The sequence below is a fragment of the Pseudomonas kielensis genome (assembly GCF_030505375.1).
GTDB lineage: Bacteria > Pseudomonadota > Gammaproteobacteria > Pseudomonadales > Pseudomonadaceae > Aquipseudomonas > Aquipseudomonas kielensis.
On sequence record NZ_CP130043.1, the window covers coordinates 5,253,424 to 5,278,099 of the forward strand.

Below are 24,676 nucleotides of genomic sequence, written 5' to 3' on the forward strand. Positions count from 1 at the left end.
GAATCCTTCTACTGATGCACGGCGAGCTGGTAGGCCGTGTATTTACGAATATTGATCACGCCCGTGTCGAAGATCAGGTACTGGCCCTTGATCCCCATCAGCGTGCCTTCGGCAATCGGGTTCTTGTCCAGGTTAAAACTGACAATCTTCGCCGGGTATTGTTGCACCGGGTAATGGATCTCCAGCGGCTCGACATCGGTCACCGGCTGGATTGCCTGCAAGCCGAAACGCTCCTGCAGGCCCAGCAGGCCCTCGGCACAGCTGGCAAACAGTTGATCGCGCACCCCGGCCAGGTCGACCGAGGGTGCTTCGCCCTTGAGCAAGGCGCGCCAGTTGGTCTTGTCGGCCACCTGGCTGCGGAACAGGTCTTCGACAAAACCCGACTGCTGGCGGGTCGACACCCGCATGATGGGCAATGCCTGGCGGGCGCCCTGGTCGATCCAGCGGGTCGGCAACTGGGTGGCACGGGTGATCCCGACCTTGACCCCGGAGGAGTTGGACAGATACACAATGTGATCGGTCATGCAGAACTGCTCGCCCCAACTCGGCTCGCGGCAGGTGCCGGCGTCGTAGTGACAGCGTTCCGGGCTCATGATGCAGACGTCGCACTGCGCCAGCTTGGTCATGCAGGGGTAGCAGTAACCCTGGCTGAAGCTGGTCTTGGTCTTGCGTCCACAATGGCTGCAGTGGATCGCCCCCAGGTACTCCAGGCGCAGTGTGCTGCCGATCAGCGGGTTGACCGGCACCTCGGAATCACCCAGGCGAAACGCGTATTGCACCGCCGACGCGTCGAGGCGCGCCGACATTTTACTGATTGCACCGCGGCCAATCTCGATCAATGGATGGCATCCGACTTGAACAGGATATTCGGCACTTCAATCGACTTGGAGCTGCATTCCTGCGGGCCCATGTAGCCGGTGCGCTGGTCTTCGGGCAGGTTCTGCACTTCCCAGGCAATCATTGCCTGCAACGACAGTTCACGCTGCTCGGCGGTGAGTTTGCCGCCGTCGGACCACTTGCCGATCTCCACCGCCAGTTTCAGGCTCTGGTAGATCTCGGGGGTGATGTTGTTGATCATTTCGTTAAAAGAGGACATCAGGGTCTCCGTGCTCTTCATTCACTAAACAGATTAGAGGGCTGTTCTACGGCGACTGTACAAGCCGCCCAACAAACCCGTGGCGCACCCGACGAGTAACCCGCCGACGTGGGCCGCATTGGCGATTTCGCCGAAGCCGATCAGCGAGATCAGCCCGGACAGACAGAGCACCAGCCACACCAGCATCATCACCAGCACGCCACGGGGCAGGCGATACGCCGGGTTCGGCGCCAGCCATTGGTAGATCCAGCAGTGGCCAAGCAGACCGTACAGCACCCCGGACAGGCCGCCGAACAGCCCCGGGCCGCCGAAGAAATACTGGGCGTAGTTCGACACCAGGCTAAATAGCAGTGTCAGCCCCAACAGGTTGATGCCGCCCTGGCGCGCTTCGATGCGCCGCCCCAGTTCCCAGTACCACATGCCGTTCATGGCCACGTGGAGGAAACCGAAGTGGATCAGCATCGGCGTTACCAGGCGCCACCACTGCCCCGCCGCCAGGCTGTCGGCCAGGGGGGTGAAATGGATGTACTCGCCCACTACGCGAAACTGCAGGAAGGTGAACCAGCGCATCGTATCGAGGTTGGCCCCCAGAAGGGTAATCGCGCCGACGATCAGGGTCAGCAGCAGCACAAAGGCGGTCATGGGGCTGGTGCGCAGTTGCGCAACAAAACCCGGGCGCTGGGATTTCGCCTGGGGTGGCAGGTCCAGTTGTTGATCAGGGTCGCCCGCCGGAAACCGCTCATACAGTGCGCGCACGTCTTCGCTGACGGCGTGCGGCACCCAGAGCACCTGCTGGCCCGCCTCCTCGCTGACCCGGTGGGGCACCTGCATGCGTTGCAGCAGTTTGACAAAACCGCTGAGGTCCACGCTCAAGGGCAGACGTAATACAGCAACAGCACTCATTGCAGGGCCTCCGGCCGTTCGACATCGACCCAGACGAATTTGCGCGGGTCGAGACGGGTTTCCTGGTCAAGTCGATAGGCAACCAGCTTGCCGTACAGCACTGCGCTGTAGTCCAGGCATGCCAGGTTCTGGCGGATGGGCGCCGGTTTGCCGCTGCGCCAGTAATGGCCGACGAACAACAACGGCTCGTCGATGCCGTAACGCAGCAGGGTGTTTTTCTCCACCGGGGTCAATGGCGTCTTGGCCACAGGTTCGGGCAAGGCGTCCGGCTGGAACACGATGTCACCGTAGGTCTGCGGGTCGTCTTCCCAGAACTTGGTACGGAAGAACGAACGCGTCAGGCCATCGCCGCTGGTCATGGTCAAGCCATGGGGCAGGCGCATGTCGGTGCCGCGCAACAGGCGATCGAAGGCCATGCAGGCGAAGCTGCCGCTCACCGCCGCCGCCTGGACGAAGTGTTCATCCACGCAACCATCGGGGTGCTGGCGGCGCAGCAGGTCGATCAAGGCGCCGTCCCAGCAGGCGTGCACCACGCGGAAACGCCCGGCATCGACAAACAGCGGCATCTCGTAGAACCATTGGAGGAAGTCGTGCCAGTCACCGGGGTGATGGGCAAACTGGCTCAGGGTTTCATCGATCAGGCGCGCGTGGCGCGGGGTGTGCTCGCGCACGTACTGCTTGCCGCTGCCCGGTGGGGCCGGTGTGCTCCAGCCCAGCGCGTTGAACTCGTGGTTGCCCATGATGCACAGCGCCTGCCCCGCCTCGACCATGTCGTGCACCAGGTGCAACGCCTCACGGATGCGCGGGCCACGGTCGATGACATCGCCCAGGAACACCGCCATGCGTGACGGATGACGCCACACGCCACCCAGCTTGTGGTACCCGAGTCGGTCCAGCAGATGCTCAAGGGTATGAGCGCAACCGTGCACGTCACCGATCAGGTCGTAGCTACGCGCGGGATCGAGCATCAGTCGCCTCCACCACCCAAACGGCTGCCCCAGCCAAGCTTGGTCCGGCAGACTTCGTAGTAGTTGTGGTCCAGTGGGTGGATCAGCCGCAACTTCTGCGCCTTCTTGCTGATGGTGATGGTGTCGCCGGGCGCGCAGGTAAAGTGATTCTGCCCATCACAGGACACCTGCGGGTAAATCTGCATATCCTTGGACACGACGATTTTCAGCTCACTGTTGCCATCGACCACGATCGGCCGTCCGGACAAGGTATGGGGGTACATCGGCACAATCACAATGGCATCGAGCTTGGGATGCATGATCGGGCCGCCGGCCGACAGCGCGTAGGCCGTGGAACCGGTGGGTGTGGCGACGATCAGGCCGTCGGCCTTCTGGCTGCAGACGAACTGGCCGTCGATGTACAGCTCGAACTCGATCATCCGCGTCGACTTGCCGGGGTGCAGCACCACGTCATTGAGGGCGTCGCCCTGGCCGATCGCCTCGGCATGGCGGCGCACTTCGGCCTGGAGCAGGAAACGGTTTTCCACCAGGTAGTGGCCGTCCAGCACTTCGGCGACCTTGACTTCCAGCTCGTCGGGACGGATATCGGTGAGGAAACCCAGGTTGCCACGGTTGATCCCCAGCACCGGGATGTTATGCCGCGCCAGCGCCCGTGCGGCGCCCAGCAGGCTGCCGTCACCGCCGACCACAATCACCATGTCGCAGACTTCGCCGAGCATCTTGCGCGACGAGGTCTGCAGGCCGTGGCCGGGCAGGACTTCGGCGATGGTGTCTTCGAGAATCACGTGCAAGTGCCGGTCAAGCAGGAATCTTTTCAGTCGGCGAACGGTATCCAGCACCTGGGAACTGCCCAGGCGACCGATAATGCCGATATTGCGAAATTGCTCCATGGGGCTCCTGCGGGGGTCTGCGACGGCGAAAACCACGATTATGGGCGAAAGCGCTGCGTAGACAAAATCCTTTCAGCCGGGACTTTAGAAGCTATGCTCGCAAAATGATCCTGTTCCCCGATTTGCTCGCCCTGCCCCGCCAGTTGCACCACCCGCACGTGCGCGACCTGGCGTGGGTGATTCTCGCCCCGCCGATGCTCAGCGCCACGCCTTGGCCACAACGCCATCCGCTGGCCGGCAGCGACTGGGTGCGCGATCCGCAGCGCCTGGAACACTGGCTGCGCCAACTCGACCGTGACAGCCACGCACTGGTGCACTGGTTGTCCCAGGCGCGCACCCGGCGCCTGGGCCTGTATTACGAGCGGCTGTGGCAGTTTGCCGTGGAGCATGCGCCGGGGATCGTGCTGATTGCCGCCAACCTGCCGATCCGCCGCGAAGGTCATACCCTGGGTGAACTCGACATGTTGCTGCGTGACCGCGACGGCGTGCACCACCTGGAGTTGGCGATCAAGCTCTACCTTGGCCCGCAACTCGGCAACGGCCAGGATCCCGCCCAGTGGCTGGGCCCCGGCTGCCATGACCGGCTGGACCTGAAGCTGGCGCACCTGAGCCAGCACCAGTTGCCGATCTCCGCGCGCCCAGAGAGCCGCGCGGCCCTGGCGGCCCTGGATATCGGGGCTTTCAGCGCCAGACTGTGGCTCGGCGGCTATCTGCTGTACCCCTGGCCGGGGCACGCCGAACCGCCGGCCGGTGCCCACCCGCAACACCTGCGTGGCAGTTGGCTGCACCAGAAGGACTGGCCGGCCTTTGTTGCACAACGCCCGGCCGGGCGCTGGGTATGCCTGCCCCGCCACGCCTGGCTGGCGCCGGCGCACTACAGCGCCGACCAGACCTGGCGCCAGGAACAACTGGACACCTGGCTGGCTGAGCTGCACCCCATGGCGCCGGCACAGTTGATGGTGCGCCTGAGCGAGAATCTCCAGGGCGACTGGGAGGAAGCCGAACGGTTGTTTCTGGTATCTGATTTGTGGCCGAACGTTCCGGGGGCGAGCTGAGAGGTGCGGTGGTTGGGCAGCCTCCATCGCTGCTCTAAACCGACAACCGCACCGCCAACGCCGCCAGGGTCAGCAACAGCACCGGCAACGTCAGCACAATCCCGACCTTGAAATAGTAGCCCCAGCCAATCTGGATGTTCTTGCGTTGCAGCACATGCAACCAGAGCAAGGTCGCGAGGCTGCCGATGGGGGTGATTTTGGGCCCCAGGTCGCTGCCGATCACGTTGGCGTAGATCATCGCCTCCTTGACCACCCCGGTGGCCTGGCTGGCGTCGATCGACAAGGCGCCGATCAACACCGTCGGCAGGTTGTTCATCAGCGACGACAGCAACGCCGTCAGCAACCCGGTGCCCATGGCCGCGCCCCACACGCCGTACTGGGCGAACAGATCCAGCCAGCCGGCCAGGTAGTCGGTCAGCCCGGCATTGCGCAGGCCGTAGACCACCAGGTACATGCCCAGGGAAAAAATCACGATATGCCACGGCGCTTCCTTCAACACCTTGCGCGTGGAAATCTTGTGCCCACGGGCGGCAATGGCCAGCAGCAGGGCCGCACACACTGCGGAAATCGCACTGATGGGGATCCCCAGCGGCTCCAGGGCGAAACACCCCAGGAGCAGAATCCCCAGCACCGCCCAACCGGCAAAAAAAGTGGCCCGGTCGTGAATCGCGCTCTTCGGATCGGCCAATTGCTCAGGGTCGTAACGCTGCGGAATGTCGCGACGGAAGTACCACAACAGCACCGCCAGGGTCGCGGCCACGGCCACCAGGTTGACCGGCACCATGACCGCGGCATACCGGTTGAAGCCAATGTGGAAGAAGTCGGCCGAGACAATATTCACCAGGTTCGACACCACCAACGGCAGGCTGGCGGTGTCGGCGATGAATCCGGCACCCATCACGAAGGCCAGGGTCGCCGTCGGCGAAAATCGCAGGGCCAGCAGCATGGAAATCACAATCGGGGTAAGGATCAGCGCCGCGCCGTCGTTGGCGAACAACGCCGAGACCAGGGCCCCGAGCAAGACCATATAGGCAAACAGCTTGCGCCCGCTACCCTGCCCCCAGCGCGCCACATGCAGGGCCGCCCAGGCAAAAAACCCGGCTTCATCCAGCAGCAGGCTGATGATGATCAGGGCGACAAAGGTCCCGGTGGCATTCCAGATAATCTCCCAGACCAAGGGGATATCGCTCAGGTGTACCACGCCGCTGAGCAAAGCCAGCACCGCGCCGAGCATGGCGCTCCAGCCGACGCCCAGGCCCTTGGGTTGCCAGATCACCAGGGTGATGGTCAGCAGGAAAATCAAAGAGGCGATCAGCATGCACAGCAGCCTTCATGGGTGATGAGCAAGGCGATACGGGTGCGGGTGTCATCGGCCAGCGCCTTGAACACTTCGACGGGGTTGCAGGATGAGGACATGGAAGGAGCGTGCCTGGACAAACGAGGGGTGAATATATGGAATTTCGAATATTTGGTAAAGCACAGACTGTGCGGCAGCTACGGGAGCCGCGTTGGCCCCTGTAGCAGCTGTCGAGCAGCGCGAGGCTGCGTCAACGGCCGCAGGACGTTCATTCAACTTGGCAATACCGCCGCCGGGGTCGCTGCGCAACCCGGCGCGGCCTTCGGCAGCGGCTACAAAGCTCGGTCAGGATTTCTTGTGTTGCTCAACCCACTTGGCGTAGGCGTCGATGAAGCCTTGCAGGAATGGCCGGACTTTTTCCGAGAGTTTGCCCGCCTCATCAAAGGCCGATCCCGCGCCGCCCAGGTACGCTTCCGGCTGCTGCATGCACGGCACGTCGAGGAACACCAGGGACTGGCGCAAGTGGTGGTTGGCGCCAAAACCGCCGACCGCACCCGGCGAAACACTGATCACCGCGCCCGGCTTGCCGCTCCAGGCGCTCTTGCCGTAAGGCCGTGAACCGACGTCGATGGCGTTCTTCAAGGGTGCCGGTACCGAGCGGTTGTATTCCGGGGTCACGAACAGCACCGCGTCGGATGAGCTCACCTGATCGCGGAAAGTGCTGTAGGCTGCCGGCGGGGTGACGTCGATGTCTTCGTTATAAAGCGCCAGATCACCAATTTCGACGATGTTCAAGCGCAGGTTGGCCGGAGCCAGTTCGGCCAGCGCCAGCGCGACCTTGCGGTTGATCGACTGTTTTCTCAAGCTACCCACCAGGACAGCAACCGTATAGACCTTGCTCATTGGAGATTCCCGACTATCTGGCTAAAGGAGCCTGTAGTTATAGATGATCCGATGCCATGTCAGGCGGTTGTTGCGCTGTTATCGCGGCAAAACACTATTTTTTTTCCTGTAGGAAAACTTACCAAGCTTATCGACGGTCTACAGAACCGCAAATTGAGTGACTTATCTCCAGAGGTTCTAAGCAGATGGCAGCAGTACTCGTCGGACAATTCCATGCAAGAGACGCAGAGGGCCGTGTCTATTCGGTGCATGAGTTCCAGGATTCCACCCCGTCGGCAGACGGTTTCAGCAGCAGCGCACCCGTGACCACCTACAAGCTGGCCATCGGTGATCGGGTCAACAAACTCGACGGCAATGAATTTGTACTGGTGCAATCGGGCGTCACCATCATTCGTGAACCGGACGCCAACGTCGCCTCTTGAGCCCGCCGTCATGAGCTGAAGTCAACGTCACGGACTTGGGTTAGGATTCAGCCACTACCCCTCACCGGCTGAACATGGACTTCACGCATGCGTCTACGCCATATCGAAGTGATTCAGGCACTCCTGCAAACCAGCCATCTAGGCACCGCTGCCGAGATGCTGCAATTGCCGGTGGCCGCGATCGAGGGGATGTTGCGCGAGGCCGAGGATCATCTCGGCTTCATGCTGTTTGCCAGCGTGCGTGGGCGCCTGCAGGCGACCCGCGAAGCTCGCCAGTTGCAAGTGCAGATAGCCCGCGTGTACGAAGCCTTCGAGCCTGTGCAACGCCTGGCCGACAGCCTGCGACAGTACCAGGCCCCGCCATTGCGGGTGATCTGCACCCCGCCCCTGGCCCAGCAACTGGTGCCCCAGGGACTGGCGAGCCTGCGCCGACGGTTTCCCGATGCCCCCTGCTCGCTGCACAGCCAACCCACCCGCGACATCGTCAGGAGCCTGCTGCTGCGCGAAAGCGACCTTGGCTTGAGCCTGCATGACCCCGAGCACCCCGATATTCATTGCCAGCTCCTGGCCCAGGGCAAGCTCCAGCTCCTGGCTCCCCACGGCTGGCTGCAGCCGCGACAGAAGTACATCGGCGTGCAGGACCTGGCGGGCCAGTCATTGGTGGGACTGGAAGGCCACGACCCACTGAGCCCGCTGTTCGACAGCAAGTTGCAGGCGCTGCGCCCCGCCCCGGTGATTCACACCCGGGTGCAGACCCACCAGATGATGCGCAGCATGGTCGAGGCCGGTGAAGGCCTGGCCATCGTCGACCCCTTTACCGCCCTGGGGGCCAAGGCCGGCGGCCTGGACGTCTGCCCCCTGTCGCCGGCAGTGCCGATCAACCTGTATGCCCTGACCCTCAACCATGGGCTCGCCACTGCGGCAGTGAGCGCACTGCTGGAGATCATCAAGGCACAAGCCGAGGCGATGCTGGCGGGCTGATCGGCGGCTCCAACGGGTCAGCAAACAGGCGGTACCAGAACAACGCCACTTCCGCCGTCTGCGGGTCGATGCCGCGATACCGCAGGTGATCGATGCCGCCAATCACATACCCGCACCGCTCATACAGCCGACAGGCGCCCAGGTTGTTGTTCTGGGTTTCCAGCATGATCCCCGGCAGCTTCTTCTTGCGACTCCAGAACTGCGCCACGTCGAGCAACGCCTTGGCCACGCCATGACGCCGCGCCGGCGCATGCACGGCCAGTTCGTCGATATGGGCAAAGCCGTTCCAGTTGGTGCTGACCACGATGTGCCCCACCGGCTGGTCATCGAGGAAGGCCATGAAAATCGCACTGTCGACGGCGTTGTGGAAACTGGCGAACTCCTCGGGGTCGATGCCGTAGCACTTGCGATAAGGCGTGATGGGTTGCAGCGGCCACGCCGCCACCGGGGTATCGAGTTGGGCACTGGCGTAGGCCCTGACTTCAAAACTGAAGTCGCTGCCCCAGATGTACGCGGCAAAGCCCTGGTCAGCGACACGCACTGCCAGGCCCGGGTATTTGGGGTTGATGACCGGTTGCATACTGGGAAACATCCTCACATCCTGATGCAATCGACGGTGTAGCACCGGCCATTGCCCTCGTCTTCATGTTGCAGGCCGTGCACATCGGCGACGAAACCCGGGAAACTGTGGTCAAACGTGCGGGCAAACGCCAGGTAATCGATGATCGAGCGAGTGGCCTCGGTAAAGCGCTCACCTGGCATGATCAACGGGATCCCCGGCGGGTACGGTACCAGCATCACGGCGGCGATGCGCCCTAGCAGTTGTTCAATGGGCACCGCCTCGACTTCACCACGGACCAGTTGATCGTAGGCGTCGGCCGGTTTCATCGCGACTTCCGGCAGCACCGTGTACATGCGTTTGAGGTGCTTGGCCGTGGCGTTGCTGCGATAACAGGCGTGCAGTTGGTCGCACAGGTCGCGCAAGCCCATTCCCTGATAACGGGCGCCGTCCTGTTGCGCCACACAGGGCAGGCAGGTGGCGAGGCTGACGTTGGCATCGTAGCTGCGCTTGAACTCCAGCAACTCGGTGAGCAAGGTGCTCCATTTGCCCTTGGTGATGCCCATCGAGAACAGCACCAGGAACGAATACAGCCCCGTCTTCTCGACCACCAGGCCGCGCTCCCAGAGGAACTTGCTGACCACCGCCGCCGGGATCCCGCGCTCGCTCAAGGCACCGCCGGCGGTCAGGCCGGGCATCACCAGGGTCACCTTGATCGGGTCGAGCAGCACGTAGTCCTCGGCGATATCACCAAAACCGTGCCACTCGTCTTCGGGCAGCAACAGCCAGTCCGCGGTGGCGACCCGGTCGATGCCGGTCACCAGCGGCGGCTGCCAGATAGAGAACCACCAGTCATCGGCGCCAATGTGCTGGCGCAGGTTGGCCAGCGCCCGGCGAAAACTCAGGGCCTCATCGAACATTTCCTGCAGCAGCGAGCGCCCCGCCGGTCCCTCCATCATCGCCGACGCCACGTCCAGCGAGGCAATGATGCTGTACTGCGGCGATGTCGAGATGTGCATCATGAACGCTTCATTGAAACGGTCGCGGTCCAGTTGCCGGGCGCCACCGTCCTGCACATGAATCATCGAGGCCTGGCTGAAGGCCGCCAGCAGCTTGTGGGTCGAATGGGTGGTGAACACCAGCGGGCTGTCGGCCGAGCGCGAAGTGCCCATGCCGTAGCGCCCGGCGAAGAACTCATGAAAGGCCGCATAGGCGTACCAGGCCTCGTCAAAGTGCAGGACTTCGACGCTGTTGCCCAGGGTCTGCTTGATCAGCTCCGCGTTGTAGCAAAGGCCGTCGTAGGTCGAATTGGTGACCACCGCCAGCTTGACGTTGGGGGCACGGCCACGAGTCAGCGGGCTGGCGTCGATCTTGGCCTGGATCGATTCGCGGCTGAATTCGCTCAAGGGGATCGGGCCGATGATCCCCAGCTCGTTGCGCTCCGGGCACAGGTACAGCGGGATGGCCCCGGTCATGATGATCGAATGCAGCACCGATTTGTGGCAGTTGCGATCCACCAGCACCAGGTCGTCGCGGGCAACCATGGCCTGCCAGACGATCTTGTTGGCGGTGGACGTGCCATTGATCACGAAAAAGGTGTGATCGGCCCCGAAGTTGCGCGCGGCCCGGGCTTCGGCTTCGGCCAGGGGACCGGTGTGGTCGAGCAGCGAACCGAGCTCGGGCACCGAGACCGAGAGGTCTGAGCGCAAGGTGTTTTCCCCGAAAAACTGGTGGAAGGCCTGCCCGACCGGGCTCTTGTGATAGGCAACGCCCCCACCGTGCCCCGGTGTGTGCCAGGAGTAGTTGGAGTCGGCGGTATGCTGCACCAGGGCCTTGAAGAACGGCGGCAGCAAGCCATCCAGGTAACTGCGGGCCGCCCGCGCCACCTGGCGTGCGAGAAAGGGCACGGTGTCTTCGAACAGATAAAGAATGCCGCGTAGCTGGTTGAGTTCGCTCATGGCGTCGGCCGGGGCGTTTTCCAGGGTGACCTGTTCGCCCAGGGCGAAGATCGGCAGGTTCGGTGCCCGGGCCCGGGCCACCCGGATCAACTCGGCCATGTTCTGCAGCAGGTGGGTGTTTTCACCCGCGCCCTCGGCGGCAATCAACATGCACGCCAGGCCGTGGTGAGTCGAGGCAACCAGCCGCCCCTCCGTGTAATCCACCGCCGATACCACGCTGAAACCTTCCTGCTCCAACTCCCGCGCGATACCCCGGACGCGGTCACCGGCAACCGTGTCGGCCTTGATATCGCGGTGAACGATGAGGACCGGGAACTTCAAGTCTTTGTACATGGGGCTTGGCGTCCTGAAGCGGCGGACCATGGTCTGCCAATACACTCAGGGTAGAGGGTTGCGGCCCATGTAGCGAGCGATGCACCGGAACCTACGGGCAAACGGTATGGCTGATACGAGAACACCATGAACCCGGCACAAAAGCCCGCACAATCCATGGGTACGCCGCCCCCACAGGGTCGGCGCTACTTCCTCAGCCCAGGGCTTTGGCTTCGGCCAGTTGGGTCCACAGCGCGGGAGCGCCGGCGGACTTGGCGATGATTTCCAGGCGTGCGGCATGCTCGGCCAGTTCGGCTTCGCTGGCACGAATGATCCGCGCCGGGGTGCGGTCTGCCGGCAGGCGACGGATTTCGCTGGCCTGGCTGCCCGAGCCATCGCCCGAACCATTACCGTCAGACGCATTGCCAGCCAGCGACAGGCTGGTCTGGCCGCCGGTCATGGTCAGGTAGACGTCGGCAAGGATCTCGGAGTCGAGCAAGGCGCCGTGCAGCTCACGGCCGGAGTTGTCGACGCCATAACGTTTGCACAGGGCATCGAGGCTGTTGCGCTGCCCGGGGTGACGCTCCCGGGCCATCATCAGGGTGTCGAGGATCGAGCAGTGCTGGGTAATATCCGCCCGGTCGTGCTGGCCCATCAGGGCAAATTCGTTGTTGATGAAACCAACGTCGAACGCCGCGTTATGGATGATCAGTTGGGCGCCCTTGATGAACTCAAAGAACTCATCGGCCACTTCAGCGAAGCGCGGCTTGCCCACCAGGAACTCGTTGGTGATGCCGTGGACGCCAATCGCGCCCTCGTCACTTTCCCGGTCCGGCTGCAAATAGACGTGGAAATGCCGGCCCGTCAGACGTCGACCGAGCAACTCGACGCAACCGATCTCGATGATCCGGTGCCCGTCGGTCACCGGCATGCCGGTGGTTTCGGTGTCGAGCACCACCATCCTCTGAGCCATCTGTGTACACCCCTTCTGCGTAGCATTTTGCGTAGGGCGGCGATCTTAACACAGAGCTGCAAGGCGCAGCCCTGTGGCAGTTGCAGGCCTCAGCCCTGGTCGCCGCCGCCCACCGGCATCACCAGCCCGGTGATGTAGGCCGCGGCGTCGGACGCCAGGAACAGGATCGGTTCGACCTGTTCGTCAATGGTGCCATAGCGCTTCATCAGGCTGCTGTCGACGGTCTGGTCGACGATCTGCTGGTACCAGACCTGCTCCTGCGGGCTCTGCTCGGCACTGTTACGCGGGATTCGCCGCGGTGGTGCTTCGGTGCCGCCAGGGGCGGTGGCATTGACCCGGATCCCGCGCCCGGCGGTTTCGAAGGCCAGGCACGCCGTCAGTGCGTTGACCCCGCCCTTCGCCGCGCCATAGGGCACCCGATTGACGCTGCGGGTGGCGATGGACGAGACGTTGACGATCGCCCCACTGCCCTGCTCCAGCATGTACGGCAGTGCGGCATGACAGCACCACAAGGTCGGAAACAACGACCGCCGGACCTCCGCCTCGATCTGCGGCGCCTCGTAGTGCTCGAACGGCTTGGCCCAGATGGTGCCGCCGACGTTGTTGATCAGGATGTCGAGACGCCCGAAACGCTCGACCGCAGCCTGCATCACCCGGTCGCACTCGGTGTATTGTTCAAGGTCGGCGGTGAGGGTCAGGACTTCGCAGTGTGCGCCCAGTTGCTCCTGCAACTCGAACACCAGCTCAGAGCGATCGACCAGCACCAGGCGCGCGCCTTCAGCCGCCATGCGCTCGGCGACCCGACGCCCGATGCCCTGGGCTGCGCCAGTGACCAGCGCGACTTTTTCGTGGAATCTGTGCATTTCCAATCCTCAAGACGGTGTGACTGACCCCAAAGGGGATGGGGTGGCGGCCTGAGCCTGTCAGGCAGCACTGGCGGCAAATTTCTCGTAGTAAAAGTTCTTTGGCGCAATGCCCTGCTCGCGAATGTACTGGCTCACCGCCTCGACCATCGGTGGCGGGCCACAGAGGTAGACGTCAACGTCGCCATCGTTCAAATGCCGGGGTTCGATGTGCTGGGTCACGTAGCCCTTGAGCGGGTGCGCGCTGTCCGGGTTGGCCACGCAGGCACTGAAGCTGAAGTTGGGGATGCGCGCGGCCAAGGCTTGCAGGCGATCGAGCTCCACCAGGTCAAAATCGTTGGTCACCCCGTAGATCAGGTGCAATGGGTGGGCGCTGCCCTGGTCGGCGATTTTTTCGAGCATGGCGGTAAAGGGCGCCAACCCCGTGCCGCCGGCCAGCAGCAGCAACGGCCGCTGGATCTCGCGCAGGTAGAAGCTGCCCAGGGGGCCCGCCAGGCTCATGCTGTCGCCGGCCTTGGCGATGCCGGTGAGGAAACTGCTCATCAACCCACCCGGGACGTTGCGGATCAGGAAGCTGACCTCACCGTCACGCTGCAGCGAGCTGAATGAATAGGCCCGGGTCTGCTCGCTGCCGGGAATGCCCAGGTTGACGTATTGCCCCGGTAGGAACGCCAGCTTGCTCAGGGCCTCGCCCTTGATCGACAGGGCAATGGTGCTGTCCGACAACTGCCGTACCTGACTGATGGCGGCACTGTAGCTGGCCTGCTGGGTGCGGCAGACGTCGGACGAGGCCGGCACCCGCACCACGCAATCGCTCTGGGCACGCATCTGACAGGTCAGGACAAACCCCTGCTCGGCCTCTTCGGCCGTCAGCGCGTCTTCGATGTATTCCTCGCCCAGGTCATAGCGCCCGGCCTCGGCAAAACACTTGCAGGTCCCGCAGGCGCCATCGCGGCAATCGAGCGGGATGTTGATGCCCTGGCGGTAGGCGGCATCGGCCACGGTCTCACCGGGGTTGGCGTCGACAAAGCGGGTGACGCCGTCTTCAAAATTCAAAGCGATGGAATGGGTCATGACCGCGGCCTCACAAATGGTAGACATCGATGACCTGGCGAACGTAGTCGTTCTTCAGGATCACTTTCTTGGCCTTGATCAGCGGGCTGTCACCGCGCACGTCGAGGGTGTAGAAGCTGCTGCCGAAATAGCTGTCGACGGTCTTGTAGCGAAAACTCAAGGTGTGCCAGTTGAAGCGCACCTTGCACAGGCCGTCGTGCTGTTCGAGCAGCTCGATGTTGCTGATGTTGTGGGAGGTCCGGGTGTCCGGCACGCTGGCGCTGGAACGTTCGGTCTTGATGCGGAAGATGCGGTCTTCAAGGCCGGTGCGGTTGCCGTACCAGATCAGGGAAATTTCCCGCTGCGGGTCTTCGGTCAGTTCGTCGTTGTCGTCCCAGGACGGCATCCAGAAGCTGGCGTCGGCGGCGTAGAGTTCCAGCCAGTTGTCCCAGTCCTTGTCGTCGAGGTAGCGCGCTTCGCGGTAGAGAAAATCGCGCACAGTGTCGTAGGTCACGCTCATGCCAGTTCCTCCACCTTGATCAACGCCGACTGCTCGGCCTCCAGCGCCTTGAGCATGGTTTGCTGCCAGTATTTGTGTTGCAGCACGAACAGCCCTTCATCTTCGGTACGCACCCCACTGAGCAATGGGTGCAGGTCGATTTCCTTGGCCGCCTCGTCGGCGCCTTCGACCCAGTGCTCGGCGCCACGGGACATGTCGTTCCAGGCACTGGTGCTGCCCTGGTAGCCCATCTGGCAGGAGCGGAACTCTTCCAGGTCGTCCGGCGTGGCCATGCCGCTGACATTGAAGAAGTCTTCGTACTGGCGGATCCGGCTCGAACGGGCGGTGTCGCTCTCCCCTTTGGGGGCGATGCAGTAGATGGTGATTTCGGTGCGGTTGACCGAGATCGGGCGGGCAATGCGGATCTGCGAGCTGAACTGGTCCATCAGGTACACGTTGGGGTACAGGCACAGGTTGCGCGAGTTCTCGATCATCCAGTCGGCGCGCGCCTTGCCGAAGTCCCTGGCCAGTTCGTCACGGCGCTCGTACAGCGGACGATCCTCGGGGTTGGACCAGCGGGTCCAGAGCAGCATGTGGCCCTTGTCGAAGGAGTAAAAACCGCCGCCCTGCTTGGCCCAGGTGCCGGCGCTCATGGTCGGGTTCTCGTCACCGCATTCGCGTTGCTTGCGCTGGTTCTGGGTGGCCGCGTAGTTCCAGTGCACGGAGCTGACGTGGTAGCCGTCGGCGCCGTTCTCCGCGGTGAGTTTCCAGTTGCCTTCATAGATGTAGCTGCTGGAGCCGCGCAGTACTTCCAGGCCATCGGCGGATTGATCGACGATCATGTCGATGATCTTCGCCGATTCCCCCAGGTGCTCGACCAGGGGCACTACATCGGCCTTGAGGCTGCCGAACAGGAAGCCACGGTAGGACTCGAAGCGCGCGACTTTGGTCAGGTCGTGGGAGCCTTCGCAGTTGAAGCTGGCCGGGTAACCTGCCGCCGAGGGATCCTTGACCTTGAGCAACTTGCCGGAGTTGTTGAACGTCCAGCCGTGGAACGGACAGGTGTAGGACGACTTGTTGCCGGTCTTGTGGCGGCAGAGCATCGCCCCACGGTGGCTGCAGGCGTTGAGGAAGGCATTGAGCTCACCGTCCTTGTTGCGCGCGATGAAGATCGACTGGCGGCCCATGGTGGTGGTGTAGAAATCGTTTTTGTTGGGGATCTGGCTCTCGTGGGCCAGATACAACCAGTTGCCCTCGAAGATGTGCTGCATTTCGAGGTCGAACAGGCGCGGGTCGGTAAACATCTCGCGCTTGCAACGGAAGATACCCTGTTCTTTGTCGTCTTCGAGCAGGGAGTGAAGGTATTCGGGTCGCAGGGACATGGCCGCCGCCTCCATTGTTTTTATTCAGGCAAGGCTCATGCTAGAGCCGGTGCTGGAGGGGCAATAGCCATTGGCTGCAGATCATTATCCGTTTTGTGCAAAGCGCGAGCGGCAAGGCGTGGCAGTCAATGGCGGCGCTTGAGGGTGTCGGAAGGCAATTCGCCGAACTGCTTGCGATAGCTTTCGGAGAACCGGCCCAGGTGCAGGAAGCCGTAGTCCATGGCCAGTTCGGTGACGTTGCGCACCGTGCAGGTGGGGTCGCTGAGGCAGGCGTTGACCCGCTCCAGCTTCTTCTGCCGGATGTAGTTTTTCGGCGTGGTGGCGGCATGGCGCTCGAACAGGCCATACAGCGAGCGCAGGCTGATGCGGGCCTGGCGCGCCAGTTCCTCGCTGCAGATGTCCTGCTTGAGGTTGCGCTCGATGTAGTCGGCGATCAGCTCGAAACTTGAGGTCGGGGACCCAAGGCCAGCACGGCTGACGTTGGTTTTCATCAGGCTGAGCATTTTGCTGACGATGATCTGCGCGTAGTGTTCCTGGACCCGGGGCATGCTCTCGGCTGCCTCGGCCTCCTGGCAGACCATGCCCAGCAGGTTGATGAATCCTTCGAGCTCGGCCAGTTGGTAGCGGTTTTCCAGGAAACGTACGCCCTGCCCCGGGTGCAGCCAGCGTTGTTCCTGGCAGACCGACTCCAGCAGGCTGGCGGGCATTTTCAGGATGAATTTTTCGCAATCGTCGGAATACGTCAGGTCTACCGGATCGTCCGGGTTGATCAGCAGCAGTTCACCGGGGGCGAAGTAGTGTTCCTGCTTGTGACCGCGCCACAGGCAGTTGCCCTTGAGCAGCACCTGCAGGTGAAAGAGGGTCTCCAGCGCCGGCGAGGTCACCCGCACGCTGCCGCCGTAGCTGATGCGGCACAGGTCCAGGCTGGCGAATTTGCTGTGATTGAGACTGGCCTGCGGGCTGCCACTGCGAGGCAGGCGAATGTCGTGGCTGCCCACGTGCTGATTGACGTAGCCCGACACCGCATAGGGGTCGGCCTGGACAAACACGCTGCTGCGCTCACTTAACAGGTGCGCTTGCATAACCGGTCACTCTCATTGTTTTTATAGGCGATGGCGGGTCGCTGGCGCCCGCCTCAGGCAAATCAGGCCTGGCCATTCTATGCCAATGCCCACAATGCGAAAGACCACGAGATAAACGGTGCGTTATCTCGTGGCCGGGTGCCCGCGCGGATCAATCCTCCAATGCGCGAACCCGCTCATGACGCTGCTGTTCTTCGGGCTGGGCCGAGGATTGCAGGGTGAAGTCGAACTCGATTTCGGCAAACCGGCCACTCACGCCGTAGGCGGCGGCACGCTGCTGATCGTCGCTGAAGGTGATCTGGGCGATCAGTTCGTCACGGGTGGCGTAGGCGAAGTCATCGTGCAGGTACTTGTCGCCATCCAGGTTGATCTGGGTGGTCAGGTGGCGATGGTCATCGGCCGAGATGAAGAAGTGAATGTGCGCCGGACGCTGGCCGTGGCGGCCCAGTTGATCGAGCAGTTGCTGGGTCGGACCGTCCGGTGGGCAGCCGTAGCCCGACGGCACGATACTGCGAAAACGATAGCGGCCTTCGGCATCGGTGACGATGCGCCGACGCAGGTTGAACTCCGACTGGCTGCCATCGAAATACGAGTAGGTGCCGCCGGTGTTGGCGTGCCAGACGTCAACCACCGCCCCCGCCAGCGGCGTGCCGTCGGTGTTCTTGACCTGGCCCTGCATGAACAGCACCACGCCCGGGTCGACGCCGTCATCCAGGCGTGCCTCAGCCTGGGACAAGGGTGCGCCGGCCACGTACAGCGGGCCTTCGATGGTCCGCGGCGTGCCGCCGGACTTGCCGACCTGCTCGTCTGCAGCGTCCATCAGCAGGTCCAGGTAGTGCTCCAGGCCCAGGCCGGCCACCAGCAGGCCGGCTTCCTGGCGGCTGCCCAGCACGTTGAGGTAGTTGACTGCTTTCCAGAACTCTTCCGGGGTCACGTTGAGGTCTTCGATGATGCTCACCGAGTCGCGCAGGATGCGGTGGACCAGGGCCTTGGCACGCGGGTTACCGTCATCGTTGAGCAGGCCGCTGGCTTCTTCGAGAAACTTCTGGGCCGTGGCAGTGTGGGAAATTCTGACGTTCATGATTGATCCTCATCTTGTATTTATTAGAGTACAGAACAGGCAACAGCGACTCAGCGATCGTCTTCATGAATAGAAGAAGGATGCCTGCACATCGCGGTCACTTCGATAGCCATGTAGGGATACAGCGGCAATTGCATCAGCAGATCGTGCAATTCCTGCACGCTGTCGACGTCAAAGACGCTGTAATTGGCGTACAGCCCGGCAATGCGCCACAGGTGCCGCCACTTGCCCTGCTGCTGCAGGCGCTGGGCCAGGGCCTTCTCGTCGGCCTTGAGTTGAGCGGCTCGCTCAGGGTTCATGTCGACCGGCAGGTTCACGGTCATTTTTACGTGGAACAACATGCGCAACTCCTCAGGCTAAATGGTGGGCAGTGGAGACTCTTGTCGCGGCGGAAAAACGCCAGGCGTTCTTCGTCCAGGTTCAGGCCCAGACCCGGCGCCGATGAAACGTGCAAATGGAAATCGCGGTACTCCAGCGGCTCGCGGAGGATGTCTTCGGTCAACAGCAGCGGGCCGAACAGTTCGGTGTCCCAGCTCAGTTTGTTGAGGGTCAGGAACGCATGGGCCGAGGCCAGGGTACCGATCCCGCCTTCGAGCATGGTGCCACCGTAGAGGCCGATGCCCGCCGCTTCGGCAATCGCCGCCGTACGCAACACCGCACGGGGGCCGCCGTTCTTGGCGATCTTCAGGGCAAACACCGACGCTGCGCCTTCGCGGGCCAGGTTGAAGGCGTCCTCGACGCACTCGATCGACTCGTCCGCCATGATCGGCGCCGGGCTCATGGCATTCAGGCGCACCATGCCGGAACGGTTGTTGCGCGAAATCGGCTGTTCGATCAGGTCGATGCCATTGCCGCCGAGAATCCGGCAGGCGCGCAGGGCCACGGCTTCGTCCCACGCCTGGTTGACGTCGACCCGCACACTGGCTCGCTCGCCCAGGGCTTTCTTGATGGCGATCACGTGGGCCAGGTCGCGGTCGACGTCACCGGCGCCGATTTTCAACTTGAAGATCCGGTGCCGACGCAGGTCGAGCATCTGCTCGGCCTCGGCGATGTCCCGGGCGGTATCGCCGCTGGCCAGCGTCCAGGCCACCGGTAGCGAGTCGCGCACCCGGCCACCGAGTAATTCGCTGACCGCCAGGCCCAGGCGCTTGCCCTGGGCGTCGAGCAAGGCGGTTTCGATACCGGACTTGGCAAAGGTGTTGCCGCGAATGCTGCGCTCCAGGCGCAACATCGCCGCGTTGATATTGCTGCCATCCTGCCCCAGCAGCAGCGGGGTGAAATGCTGGTCAATGTTGGTCTTGATGCTGTCCGGGCTTTCATTGCCGTAGGCCAGGCCACCGATGGTGGTCGCCTCGCCTATGCCCTCGATCCCGTCCTCGCAGCGCACCCGGATGATGACCAGGGTCTGGTTCTGCATGGTGTGCATCGCCAGCTTGTGCGGGCGGATGGTCGGCAGATCGACGATGATCGTCTCGATCGATTTAATGGCAGCAGCAAGCATGTCGATACCCGTCAGGTTCTTGAAGTTCTGGGTTCGATTCTCATACGGCTTTTTTCCGGGTTCCAATATAGAATTGGTCTGGATCAATACCTTAAAGGTATTCATTCCTGTGGACGGTGGAGGGCTCATGGAGCTGCGTCATTTGCGTTACTTCCAGGTGCTGGGGCAAACCCTGAATTTCACTCGCGCCGCCGAGCGCCTGCATATCGCCCAGCCGCCCCTGAGCCGGCAGATCCAGCAATTGGAAGATGAACTGGGGGTGGTGCTGCTCGAGCGTGGGCGGCCATTGCGCCTGACCGAGGCGGGACGATTTTTCCTCGAGCATTCCACGGCGCTGCTCGAGCAACTGCATAAGGTCTGCGACAACACGCGGCGTATCGGCCTGGGCGAGAAGACCTGGCTGGGCATCGGCTTTGCGCCTTCGACCCTGTATGGCGTGTTGCCCGAGCTGATTCGCCGCCTGCGCAGCAACGAGATCCTGGAACTGGAGCTGGGGCTGTCGGAAATGACCACCCTGCAACAGGTGCAGGCACTCAAGGCCGGGCGGATCGATGTCGGATTCGGGCGGATTCGCATCGACGACCCGGCGATCATCCAGACGGTGCTCAACGAAGACCGCCTGGTCGCCGCCCTGCCCGCTGGCCACCCTCTGCTGGCACGGCCCATCAGCCTCACCGAACTGGCCGCCGAACCCTTTGTGCTGTACCCGGGCAATCCCCGGCCGAGCTACGCCGACCACGTGATCGCGCTGTTCGAGTCCTACGGGGTCAGCATCAAGGTGGCGCAGTGGACCAACGAACTGCAAACGGCGATCGGCCTGGTGGGGGCGGGAATCGGCGTGACGCTGGTACCGGCCTCGGTGCAATTGCTGCACCGCGACGACATCGGCTTCACCCCGCTGCTGGAAAGCAACGCCACCTCCCCGATCATCCTCAGCCAGCGCATCGGCGATGTATCCCCGGGACTGAACCATTGCCTGCGGCTGATCGAGCAGTTGCGCAGTTCTAGATAGTTCGGCGCAAACCTTGTGGGAGCGAGCTTGCTCGCTCCCACAAGCCTTACAGATCCTACAGACCTCGGACTTCGTCGACGCCACGGTTGGCCAATTGGTCGGCGCGTTCGTTGCCCGGGTGACCGATGTGCCCGCGGACCCATTTCCAGGTCACGTTGTGGCGGTTGACCTGTTCGTCCAGCAGTCGCCACAGGTCGGCGTTTTTCACCGGTTCCTTGGCCGCGGTTTTCCAGCCGCGTTTCTTCCAGTTGACCATCCACTCGTTGATGCCTTTCATCACGTACTGCGAGTCGGTCACCAGCAGCACGTCGCAGGAACGCTTGAGCTCTTCCAGGCCGCGAATCGCGCCCATCAACTCCATGCGGTTGTTGGTGGTATTGGCTTCACCGCCCCAGAGTTCCTTTTCCACGCCCTTGCATATCAGCAGTGCGCCCCAGCCGCCGGGGCCAGGGTTGCCTTTGCAGGCGCCGTCGGTGAAGAGTTCTACGCTATCGCTCATGCCAATCTATCCAGAAAATGTCGGTGGCTTGCCGATCAACGACCGACAACGCCTGAGGCCGGGCAAGCCCGGCCGGGAAAATAATGAGGGTGTTACGGATCGCTGTGGCGGCGGTTGACCTTGGCCATCGGCAGCGGGATCAGCTTGCCCATTGGCTCGCGGCGCACCTGGCGCACCGGGCGCAGGCCGACCACTATCTTGCGGGCCACCAATAAATAGAAGCCACCACCGGACACCTGCCAGTCTCCGGCCTTGCGCTCCCAACCGGCCAGGCGCGATTGCCAGGCGGGGGATGCGAGCGGCGGACGATAGCACCCGAAGCGGCGTTTCTCCAGCGCGAAGCCCAGCAGGTTGAGCCAGTCGGCAACCCGCGACGGCGAAATGCAGCGCGCTTTGCGCAGCCCGTCGTGGGCAAACACATGGCGCAGGCCCCAGGCGCTCCAGGGGTTGATACCGATGATCAGCAGGTGCCCGCCCGGCCGCACGGCACTGGCCGCTTCGCGCAACAGGCCATGGGGCGACAGGCAGAAGTCCAGGCCGTGCTGCATCACCACCACGTCGGCGGCGTGTTCGCTGAGGGGCCAGGCCTGTTCTTCGCAGACGATTTCCACCCCCGGCAACGGTGCGCCAAGGCGTACATTGCGCTGCACTTGGGGCGCATTGGGTGGGGATTCGGCAGACGGCCCGTAATGCACCAGGTAGCCACCAAAAAAGCGCCCCAACTCGTCTTCGAGCATGCGCCGCTCTTCATTCAATAGCAGTTGCCCCAGGGGACCGGACAGCCACTCGCGGGCCGCGCTGATCAATGCCAGCCAGTCCGGATCAGCCTGAGCGAACGCTTTATCGGTCATTGCATTCTCCAATGCGCCAGGAAGCTCTAAGATGCACCAATGTCTTCCGCTTGGCGAATCCCGCGATGATACAGATCAGTGCTCTCCCCGCGTTCACCGACAACTACATCTGGTTGTTACAGGATCATCGCAGCCAGTGCTGTGCCGTGGTCGATCCAGGCGATGCCGCGCCGGTCCAGGCCTGGCTGGCCCAGCATCCGCAGTGGCGCCTGAGCGACATTCTGATCACCCACCATCACCATGATCACGTCGGCGGGGTCGAAACCCTGAAACACGCCACGGGCGCGACGGTCTACGGCCCGGCCAGCGAAAACATCCCCGGGCGCGACGTGGCCCTCAATGACAACGATCGGGTCAACGTACTGGGCTGGGAGTTCGAGGTGTTTGCGGTGCCTGGCCACACCCTGGGTCATATCGCCTATTACCACCATGGCCTGCTGTTCTGTGGCGACACCCTGTTCGCCGCCGGCTGCGGACGCCTGTTCGAAGGCACGCCGCAGCAGATGCACGACTCCCTCAGCCGCCTCGCCGCCCTGCCCGAGGACACCCTGGTGTACTGCACCCATGAGTACACTTTGAGTAACCTGCGTTTCGCCGTCGCGGTAGAGCCCGACAACCGGCACATCGCCGAGCGACTCGAGAAGGTCTCCCAGTTACGCCAAGCCGGACGCATGTCATTGCCGTCGACCCTGGCGCTGGAAAAGCTGACAAACCCGTTTCTGCGTACTGGCGTAACATCTGTTAAAGAAAAAATAGACGAACGGAACGGCCTCGATAACCGGGCGCCCAGTGAGGTTTTTGCGGCCTTGCGCGCATGGAAAGATAAGTTCTAAACAGTGCCACCATTGGCCGAAAAATTCTGAATGGTTGACCGCACCCGGTGCGCTTTCTAGAATCGCCCGACATTTTTGCCCGGAACTTACTTCCAGCCAATGTCGTCATCTATTCGTAAATCCATCCATTCAGACGCATTGACCCGCCTGGCTCAAGCCATCGCGGTAGCTGTGTCCGCCACCCTGGCGGGCTGTAGCAGCACCAGTCAGTTGCCGCAAACCGACGCGGCCCACACCTTATCCGTACGCACCAAGCAAAAACCGATCTGGCTCAGCGAGAAGCCCACCCCGGAAATCCCCCAGGATGTCTGGGAGCGCATGCGCCAGGGCTTCCAGCTGCAAGATGGCCTGGGCGTCAACCCACGCATCGAGCAACAGCGCCTGTGGTTCGCCAGTAACCCGTCCTACCTGGAAAGCGCCGGCGAGCGCGGCAGCCTGTACATTCACTACATTGTCGAACGCCTCGAAGAACGCAACATGCCGCTGGAACTGGCCCTGCTGCCAGTGATTGAAAGCTCCTACAACCCGATGGCCTACTCGCGCTCCCACGCTGTCGGCCTGTGGCAGTTCATTCCGTCCACCGGGCGTTACTTCAACCTGCGCCAGACCCGCTTCTACGACGGTCGTCGCGACATCACAGCCTCCACCACGGCAGCGATGGACTACCTGACCAAGCTGCATGACATGTTCAACGGCGACTGGCTGCTGGCCCTGGCGGCCTACAATGCCGGCGAAGGCACGGTCAGCCGGGCCATCGAGCGCAACGAAAAACTCGGCCTGCCCACCGACTACTGGAACCTGCCGCTGCCAGCGGAAACCCAGGCCTACGTGCCCAAGCTGCTGGCCCTCTCGCAAGTGGTGCTGGCGCCCGAAGCCTACGGTGTGAACCTCAACCCGATCGCCAACGAACCCTACTTCGAAGTCGTCGAGATCAACCAGCGCATGGACCTGTCCAAGGTTGCCGCGGTGGCCAACATCGACGAAGACGAACTGTTCCAGCTCAACCCGGCCTTCAAGCAACGCACCACCATCGACGGCCCCCAGCACCTGCTGGTGCCAACGTCCAAGGCGCAACTGCTGACGACCAGCCTGTCGACCATGAAACCCGAAGAGCTGATCAGCAAGCGTTCGCTCAAACCGGTGTTCGAGGGCGCCGACAGCCCGGTGCTTGCCACGGCCAAGCGTAACTATCGGGTCAAGCGTGGCGACAACCTGACATCCATCGCCAAGGCCAACCGGGTCGACGTCAAGGACCTGCAGCGCTGGAACAACTTGACCGGCAAGAACCTCAAGGCCGGCCAGACCCTGGTCATGCAGGACACCCGCAAGCGCAGCACCGGCCGCACCACCACGGTGCTGGCTGCCAACAGCAAGAAGCAGACCCAGTACAAGGTCAAGCAAGGCGACTCGTTGTACATGGTGGCCAAGCGCTTCAACGTCGAGATGCAACACCTCAAGCGCTGGAACCCTCGTGTTGGCCAGGCACTCAAGCCTGGACAGATGCTGACGGTCTCTTCTCCACGCTGATCCCGCCCCGCCTGCGATGGTCGCCAACGATGACGCGTACATCCTGAATCACCGCGTTGTTCTTTAGTTCATCGCTGGCAAGCCAGCTCCCACAGTTTCTGCCGCAATCCTTGTGGGAGCCGGCTTGCCGGCGATGGTCGTCAACGATGGCCCGTGTTGCGTGGGAGAACCTTGAA

At 62.6% G+C, this 24,676-nt stretch carries 26 protein-coding genes; 6 read left to right on the top strand and 20 right to left on the bottom strand.

Annotated features, from left to right (window positions below):
• Positions 1–8: 8 nt before the first annotated feature.
• Genes Q1W70_RS24345 through Q1W70_RS24365 form a run of 5 tightly spaced genes read right to left on the bottom strand, consistent with a single transcriptional unit; the run spans position 9 to position 3,857 of the window.
• A complete protein-coding gene (locus Q1W70_RS24345) occupies positions 9–839 on the bottom strand; it encodes a DUF2797 domain-containing protein (RefSeq protein WP_302098187.1) in 831 nt (276 codons plus the stop codon).
• Complete coding sequence (locus Q1W70_RS24350; protein WP_166591151.1) at positions 836–1,096, bottom strand: YeaC family protein; 261 nt, start codon at positions 1,094–1,096, stop codon at positions 836–838. Before Q1W70_RS24350 ends, Q1W70_RS24345 begins: the two co-directional genes overlap by 4 nt.
• Before the next feature lie 33 nt (positions 1,097–1,129).
• Positions 1,130–1,999, bottom strand: coding sequence for a rhomboid family intramembrane serine protease (locus Q1W70_RS24355; RefSeq protein WP_302098188.1), 870 nt, complete (start codon positions 1,997–1,999; stop codon positions 1,130–1,132).
• Positions 1,996–2,970: a metallophosphoesterase gene (locus Q1W70_RS24360; protein WP_371927867.1), complete on the bottom strand. Its 975-nt coding sequence runs from the start codon at positions 2,968–2,970 to the stop codon at positions 1,996–1,998. The genes Q1W70_RS24355 and Q1W70_RS24360 overlap by 4 nt, the downstream gene beginning before the upstream one ends.
• Positions 2,967–3,857, bottom strand: a complete 891-nt coding sequence (locus Q1W70_RS24365; RefSeq protein WP_095168818.1) for an NAD(+) kinase — start codon at positions 3,855–3,857, stop codon at positions 2,967–2,969. The genes Q1W70_RS24360 and Q1W70_RS24365 overlap by 4 nt, the downstream gene beginning before the upstream one ends.
• A 104-nt stretch (positions 3,858–3,961) precedes the next feature.
• Here Q1W70_RS24365 and Q1W70_RS24370 point away from each other — a divergent pair, with 104 nt between their 5' ends.
• Positions 3,962–4,912: a DUF1853 family protein gene (locus Q1W70_RS24370; protein WP_182340243.1), complete on the top strand. Its 951-nt coding sequence runs from the start codon at positions 3,962–3,964 to the stop codon at positions 4,910–4,912.
• A gap of 34 nt (positions 4,913–4,946) precedes the next feature.
• Here Q1W70_RS24370 and Q1W70_RS24375 read toward each other — a convergent pair whose 3' ends face one another.
• Positions 4,947–6,230, bottom strand: coding sequence for an arsenic transporter (locus Q1W70_RS24375; protein WP_166591147.1), 1,284 nt, complete (start codon positions 6,228–6,230; stop codon positions 4,947–4,949).
• Between the two features lie 324 nt (positions 6,231–6,554).
• Positions 6,555–7,112: an NADPH-dependent FMN reductase gene (locus Q1W70_RS24380; RefSeq protein WP_095168822.1), complete on the bottom strand. Its 558-nt coding sequence runs from the start codon at positions 7,110–7,112 to the stop codon at positions 6,555–6,557.
• 185 nt (positions 7,113–7,297) lie between these two features.
• Between Q1W70_RS24380 and Q1W70_RS24385 the strand changes: the two genes are divergently transcribed.
• Together Q1W70_RS24385 and Q1W70_RS24390 are read left to right on the top strand one after the other, a co-directional pair.
• The gene (locus Q1W70_RS24385) at positions 7,298–7,534 is read left to right on the top strand and encodes a hypothetical protein (RefSeq protein WP_166591146.1); all 237 of its coding nucleotides are present in this window, start codon (positions 7,298–7,300) and stop codon (positions 7,532–7,534) included.
• 87 nt (positions 7,535–7,621) lie between these two features.
• Complete coding sequence (locus Q1W70_RS24390; protein ID WP_166591145.1) at positions 7,622–8,515, top strand: LysR substrate-binding domain-containing protein; 894 nt, start codon at positions 7,622–7,624, stop codon at positions 8,513–8,515.
• On the opposite strand, the gene Q1W70_RS24395 is transcribed toward Q1W70_RS24390, so the two are convergent.
• From Q1W70_RS24395 to Q1W70_RS24445, 11 genes are all read right to left on the bottom strand, one after another.
• Positions 8,481–9,095: a GNAT family N-acetyltransferase gene (locus tag Q1W70_RS24395; protein WP_166591174.1), complete on the bottom strand. Its 615-nt coding sequence runs from the start codon at positions 9,093–9,095 to the stop codon at positions 8,481–8,483. The genes Q1W70_RS24390 and Q1W70_RS24395 overlap by 35 nt on opposite strands.
• Before the next feature lie 14 nt (positions 9,096–9,109).
• The gene (locus Q1W70_RS24400) at positions 9,110–11,365 is read right to left on the bottom strand and encodes an Orn/Lys/Arg family decarboxylase (protein WP_166591144.1); all 2,256 of its coding nucleotides are present in this window, start codon (positions 11,363–11,365) and stop codon (positions 9,110–9,112) included.
• Between the two features lie 193 nt (positions 11,366–11,558).
• The gene (dnaQ, locus tag Q1W70_RS24405; protein WP_166591143.1) at positions 11,559–12,317 is read right to left on the bottom strand and encodes a DNA polymerase III subunit epsilon; all 759 of its coding nucleotides are present in this window, start codon (positions 12,315–12,317) and stop codon (positions 11,559–11,561) included.
• 89 nt (positions 12,318–12,406) lie between these two features.
• Positions 12,407–13,180 carry a 1,6-dihydroxycyclohexa-2,4-diene-1-carboxylate dehydrogenase gene (locus Q1W70_RS24410; RefSeq protein ID WP_185818058.1) on the bottom strand — a complete coding sequence of 258 codons (774 nt, stop codon included), beginning with the start codon at positions 13,178–13,180 and terminating at the stop codon, positions 12,407–12,409.
• Between the two features lie 60 nt (positions 13,181–13,240).
• The gene (benC, locus tag Q1W70_RS24415) at positions 13,241–14,254 is read right to left on the bottom strand and encodes a benzoate 1,2-dioxygenase electron transfer component BenC (RefSeq protein ID WP_182344626.1); all 1,014 of its coding nucleotides are present in this window, start codon (positions 14,252–14,254) and stop codon (positions 13,241–13,243) included.
• Positions 14,255–14,264: 10 nt separating this feature from the next.
• Positions 14,265–14,753 carry a benzoate 1,2-dioxygenase small subunit gene (benB, locus tag Q1W70_RS24420; protein ID WP_095168830.1) on the bottom strand — a complete coding sequence of 163 codons (489 nt, stop codon included), beginning with the start codon at positions 14,751–14,753 and terminating at the stop codon, positions 14,265–14,267.
• The gene (benA, locus tag Q1W70_RS24425) at positions 14,750–16,114 is read right to left on the bottom strand and encodes a benzoate 1,2-dioxygenase large subunit (protein ID WP_166591140.1); all 1,365 of its coding nucleotides are present in this window, start codon (positions 16,112–16,114) and stop codon (positions 14,750–14,752) included. Before benA ends, benB begins: the two co-directional genes overlap by 4 nt.
• Positions 16,115–16,239: 125 nt before the next feature.
• The gene (locus Q1W70_RS24430; protein ID WP_166591139.1) at positions 16,240–17,196 is read right to left on the bottom strand and encodes an AraC family transcriptional regulator; all 957 of its coding nucleotides are present in this window, start codon (positions 17,194–17,196) and stop codon (positions 16,240–16,242) included.
• A gap of 151 nt (positions 17,197–17,347) precedes the next feature.
• Positions 17,348–18,277, bottom strand: a complete 930-nt coding sequence (gene catA / locus Q1W70_RS24435; RefSeq protein ID WP_166591138.1) for a catechol 1,2-dioxygenase — start codon at positions 18,275–18,277, stop codon at positions 17,348–17,350.
• A gap of 50 nt (positions 18,278–18,327) precedes the next feature.
• Entirely contained in the window at positions 18,328–18,618 is a 291-nt protein-coding gene (catC, locus tag Q1W70_RS24440; RefSeq protein WP_159995779.1) for a muconolactone Delta-isomerase, read from the bottom strand.
• Positions 18,603–19,778, bottom strand: a complete 1,176-nt coding sequence (locus Q1W70_RS24445) for a muconate cycloisomerase family protein (protein ID WP_302098198.1) — start codon at positions 19,776–19,778, stop codon at positions 18,603–18,605. Before Q1W70_RS24445 ends, catC begins: the two co-directional genes overlap by 16 nt.
• Positions 19,779–19,905: 127 nt before the next feature.
• Here Q1W70_RS24445 and Q1W70_RS24450 point away from each other — a divergent pair, with 127 nt between their 5' ends.
• Positions 19,906–20,790, top strand: a complete 885-nt coding sequence (locus Q1W70_RS24450; protein ID WP_166591136.1) for a LysR family transcriptional regulator — start codon at positions 19,906–19,908, stop codon at positions 20,788–20,790.
• A gap of 55 nt (positions 20,791–20,845) precedes the next feature.
• Here the strand turns inward: Q1W70_RS24450 and rnhA are convergent, their stop codons facing one another.
• Together rnhA and Q1W70_RS24460 are read right to left on the bottom strand one after the other, a co-directional pair.
• On the bottom strand, positions 20,846–21,289 hold the full coding sequence (rnhA, locus tag Q1W70_RS24455) for a ribonuclease HI (RefSeq protein ID WP_095168836.1): 444 nt from the start codon (positions 21,287–21,289) through the stop codon (positions 20,846–20,848).
• 92 nt (positions 21,290–21,381) lie between these two features.
• Entirely contained in the window at positions 21,382–22,140 is a 759-nt protein-coding gene (locus Q1W70_RS24460) for a class I SAM-dependent methyltransferase (RefSeq protein WP_166591135.1), read from the bottom strand.
• Between the two features lie 65 nt (positions 22,141–22,205).
• Here Q1W70_RS24460 and gloB point away from each other — a divergent pair, with 65 nt between their 5' ends.
• Both gloB and Q1W70_RS24470 read left to right on the top strand, forming a co-directional pair.
• Positions 22,206–22,973: a hydroxyacylglutathione hydrolase gene (gene gloB / locus Q1W70_RS24465; protein ID WP_182344622.1), complete on the top strand. Its 768-nt coding sequence runs from the start codon at positions 22,206–22,208 to the stop codon at positions 22,971–22,973.
• 99 nt (positions 22,974–23,072) lie between these two features.
• Positions 23,073–24,500 carry a transglycosylase SLT domain-containing protein gene (locus Q1W70_RS24470; protein WP_166591133.1) on the top strand — a complete coding sequence of 476 codons (1,428 nt, stop codon included), beginning with the start codon at positions 23,073–23,075 and terminating at the stop codon, positions 24,498–24,500.
• Positions 24,501–24,676: the final 176 nt, after the last annotated feature.

Coding starts and splice junctions, on each gene's coding strand:
- Q1W70_RS24365 (WP_095168818.1), bottom strand. CDS start 3,857: ATGGAGCAATTTCGCAATATCGGCATTATCGGTCGCCTGGGCAGTTCC.
- benB (WP_095168830.1), bottom strand. CDS start 14,753: ATGAGCGTGACCTACGACACTGTGCGCGATTTTCTCTACCGCGAAGCG.
- Q1W70_RS24400 (WP_166591144.1), bottom strand. CDS start 11,365: ATGTACAAAGACTTGAAGTTCCCGGTCCTCATCGTTCACCGCGATATC.
- Q1W70_RS24350 (WP_166591151.1), bottom strand. CDS start 1,096: ATGTCCTCTTTTAACGAAATGATCAACAACATCACCCCCGAGATCTAC.
- benA (WP_166591140.1), bottom strand. CDS start 16,114: ATGTCCCTGCGACCCGAATACCTTCACTCCCTGCTCGAAGACGACAAA.
- Q1W70_RS24375 (WP_166591147.1), bottom strand. CDS start 6,230: ATGCTGATCGCCTCTTTGATTTTCCTGCTGACCATCACCCTGGTGATC.
- benC (WP_182344626.1), bottom strand. CDS start 14,254: ATGACCCATTCCATCGCTTTGAATTTTGAAGACGGCGTCACCCGCTTT.
- Q1W70_RS24395 (WP_166591174.1), bottom strand. CDS start 9,095: ATGCAACCGGTCATCAACCCCAAATACCCGGGCCTGGCAGTGCGTGTC.
- Q1W70_RS24390 (WP_166591145.1), top strand. CDS start 7,622: ATGCGTCTACGCCATATCGAAGTGATTCAGGCACTCCTGCAAACCAGC.
- Q1W70_RS24430 (WP_166591139.1), bottom strand. CDS start 17,196: ATGCAAGCGCACCTGTTAAGTGAGCGCAGCAGCGTGTTTGTCCAGGCC.
- gloB (WP_182344622.1), top strand. CDS start 22,206: ATGATACAGATCAGTGCTCTCCCCGCGTTCACCGACAACTACATCTGG.
- Q1W70_RS24380 (WP_095168822.1), bottom strand. CDS start 7,112: ATGAGCAAGGTCTATACGGTTGCTGTCCTGGTGGGTAGCTTGAGAAAA.
- Q1W70_RS24445 (WP_302098198.1), bottom strand. CDS start 19,778: ATGCTTGCTGCTGCCATTAAATCGATCGAGACGATCATCGTCGATCTG.
- Q1W70_RS24450 (WP_166591136.1), top strand. CDS start 19,906: ATGGAGCTGCGTCATTTGCGTTACTTCCAGGTGCTGGGGCAAACCCTG.
- Q1W70_RS24385 (WP_166591146.1), top strand. CDS start 7,298: ATGGCAGCAGTACTCGTCGGACAATTCCATGCAAGAGACGCAGAGGGC.
- Q1W70_RS24370 (WP_182340243.1), top strand. CDS start 3,962: ATGATCCTGTTCCCCGATTTGCTCGCCCTGCCCCGCCAGTTGCACCAC.
- Q1W70_RS24410 (WP_185818058.1), bottom strand. CDS start 13,180: ATGCACAGATTCCACGAAAAAGTCGCGCTGGTCACTGGCGCAGCCCAG.
- dnaQ (WP_166591143.1), bottom strand. CDS start 12,317: ATGGCTCAGAGGATGGTGGTGCTCGACACCGAAACCACCGGCATGCCG.
- Q1W70_RS24460 (WP_166591135.1), bottom strand. CDS start 22,140: ATGACCGATAAAGCGTTCGCTCAGGCTGATCCGGACTGGCTGGCATTG.
- catA (WP_166591138.1), bottom strand. CDS start 18,277: ATGAACGTCAGAATTTCCCACACTGCCACGGCCCAGAAGTTTCTCGAA.
- rnhA (WP_095168836.1), bottom strand. CDS start 21,289: ATGAGCGATAGCGTAGAACTCTTCACCGACGGCGCCTGCAAAGGCAAC.
- Q1W70_RS24355 (WP_302098188.1), bottom strand. CDS start 1,999: ATGAGTGCTGTTGCTGTATTACGTCTGCCCTTGAGCGTGGACCTCAGC.
- Q1W70_RS24470 (WP_166591133.1), top strand. CDS start 23,073: ATGTCGTCATCTATTCGTAAATCCATCCATTCAGACGCATTGACCCGC.
- catC (WP_159995779.1), bottom strand. CDS start 18,618: ATGTTGTTCCACGTAAAAATGACCGTGAACCTGCCGGTCGACATGAAC.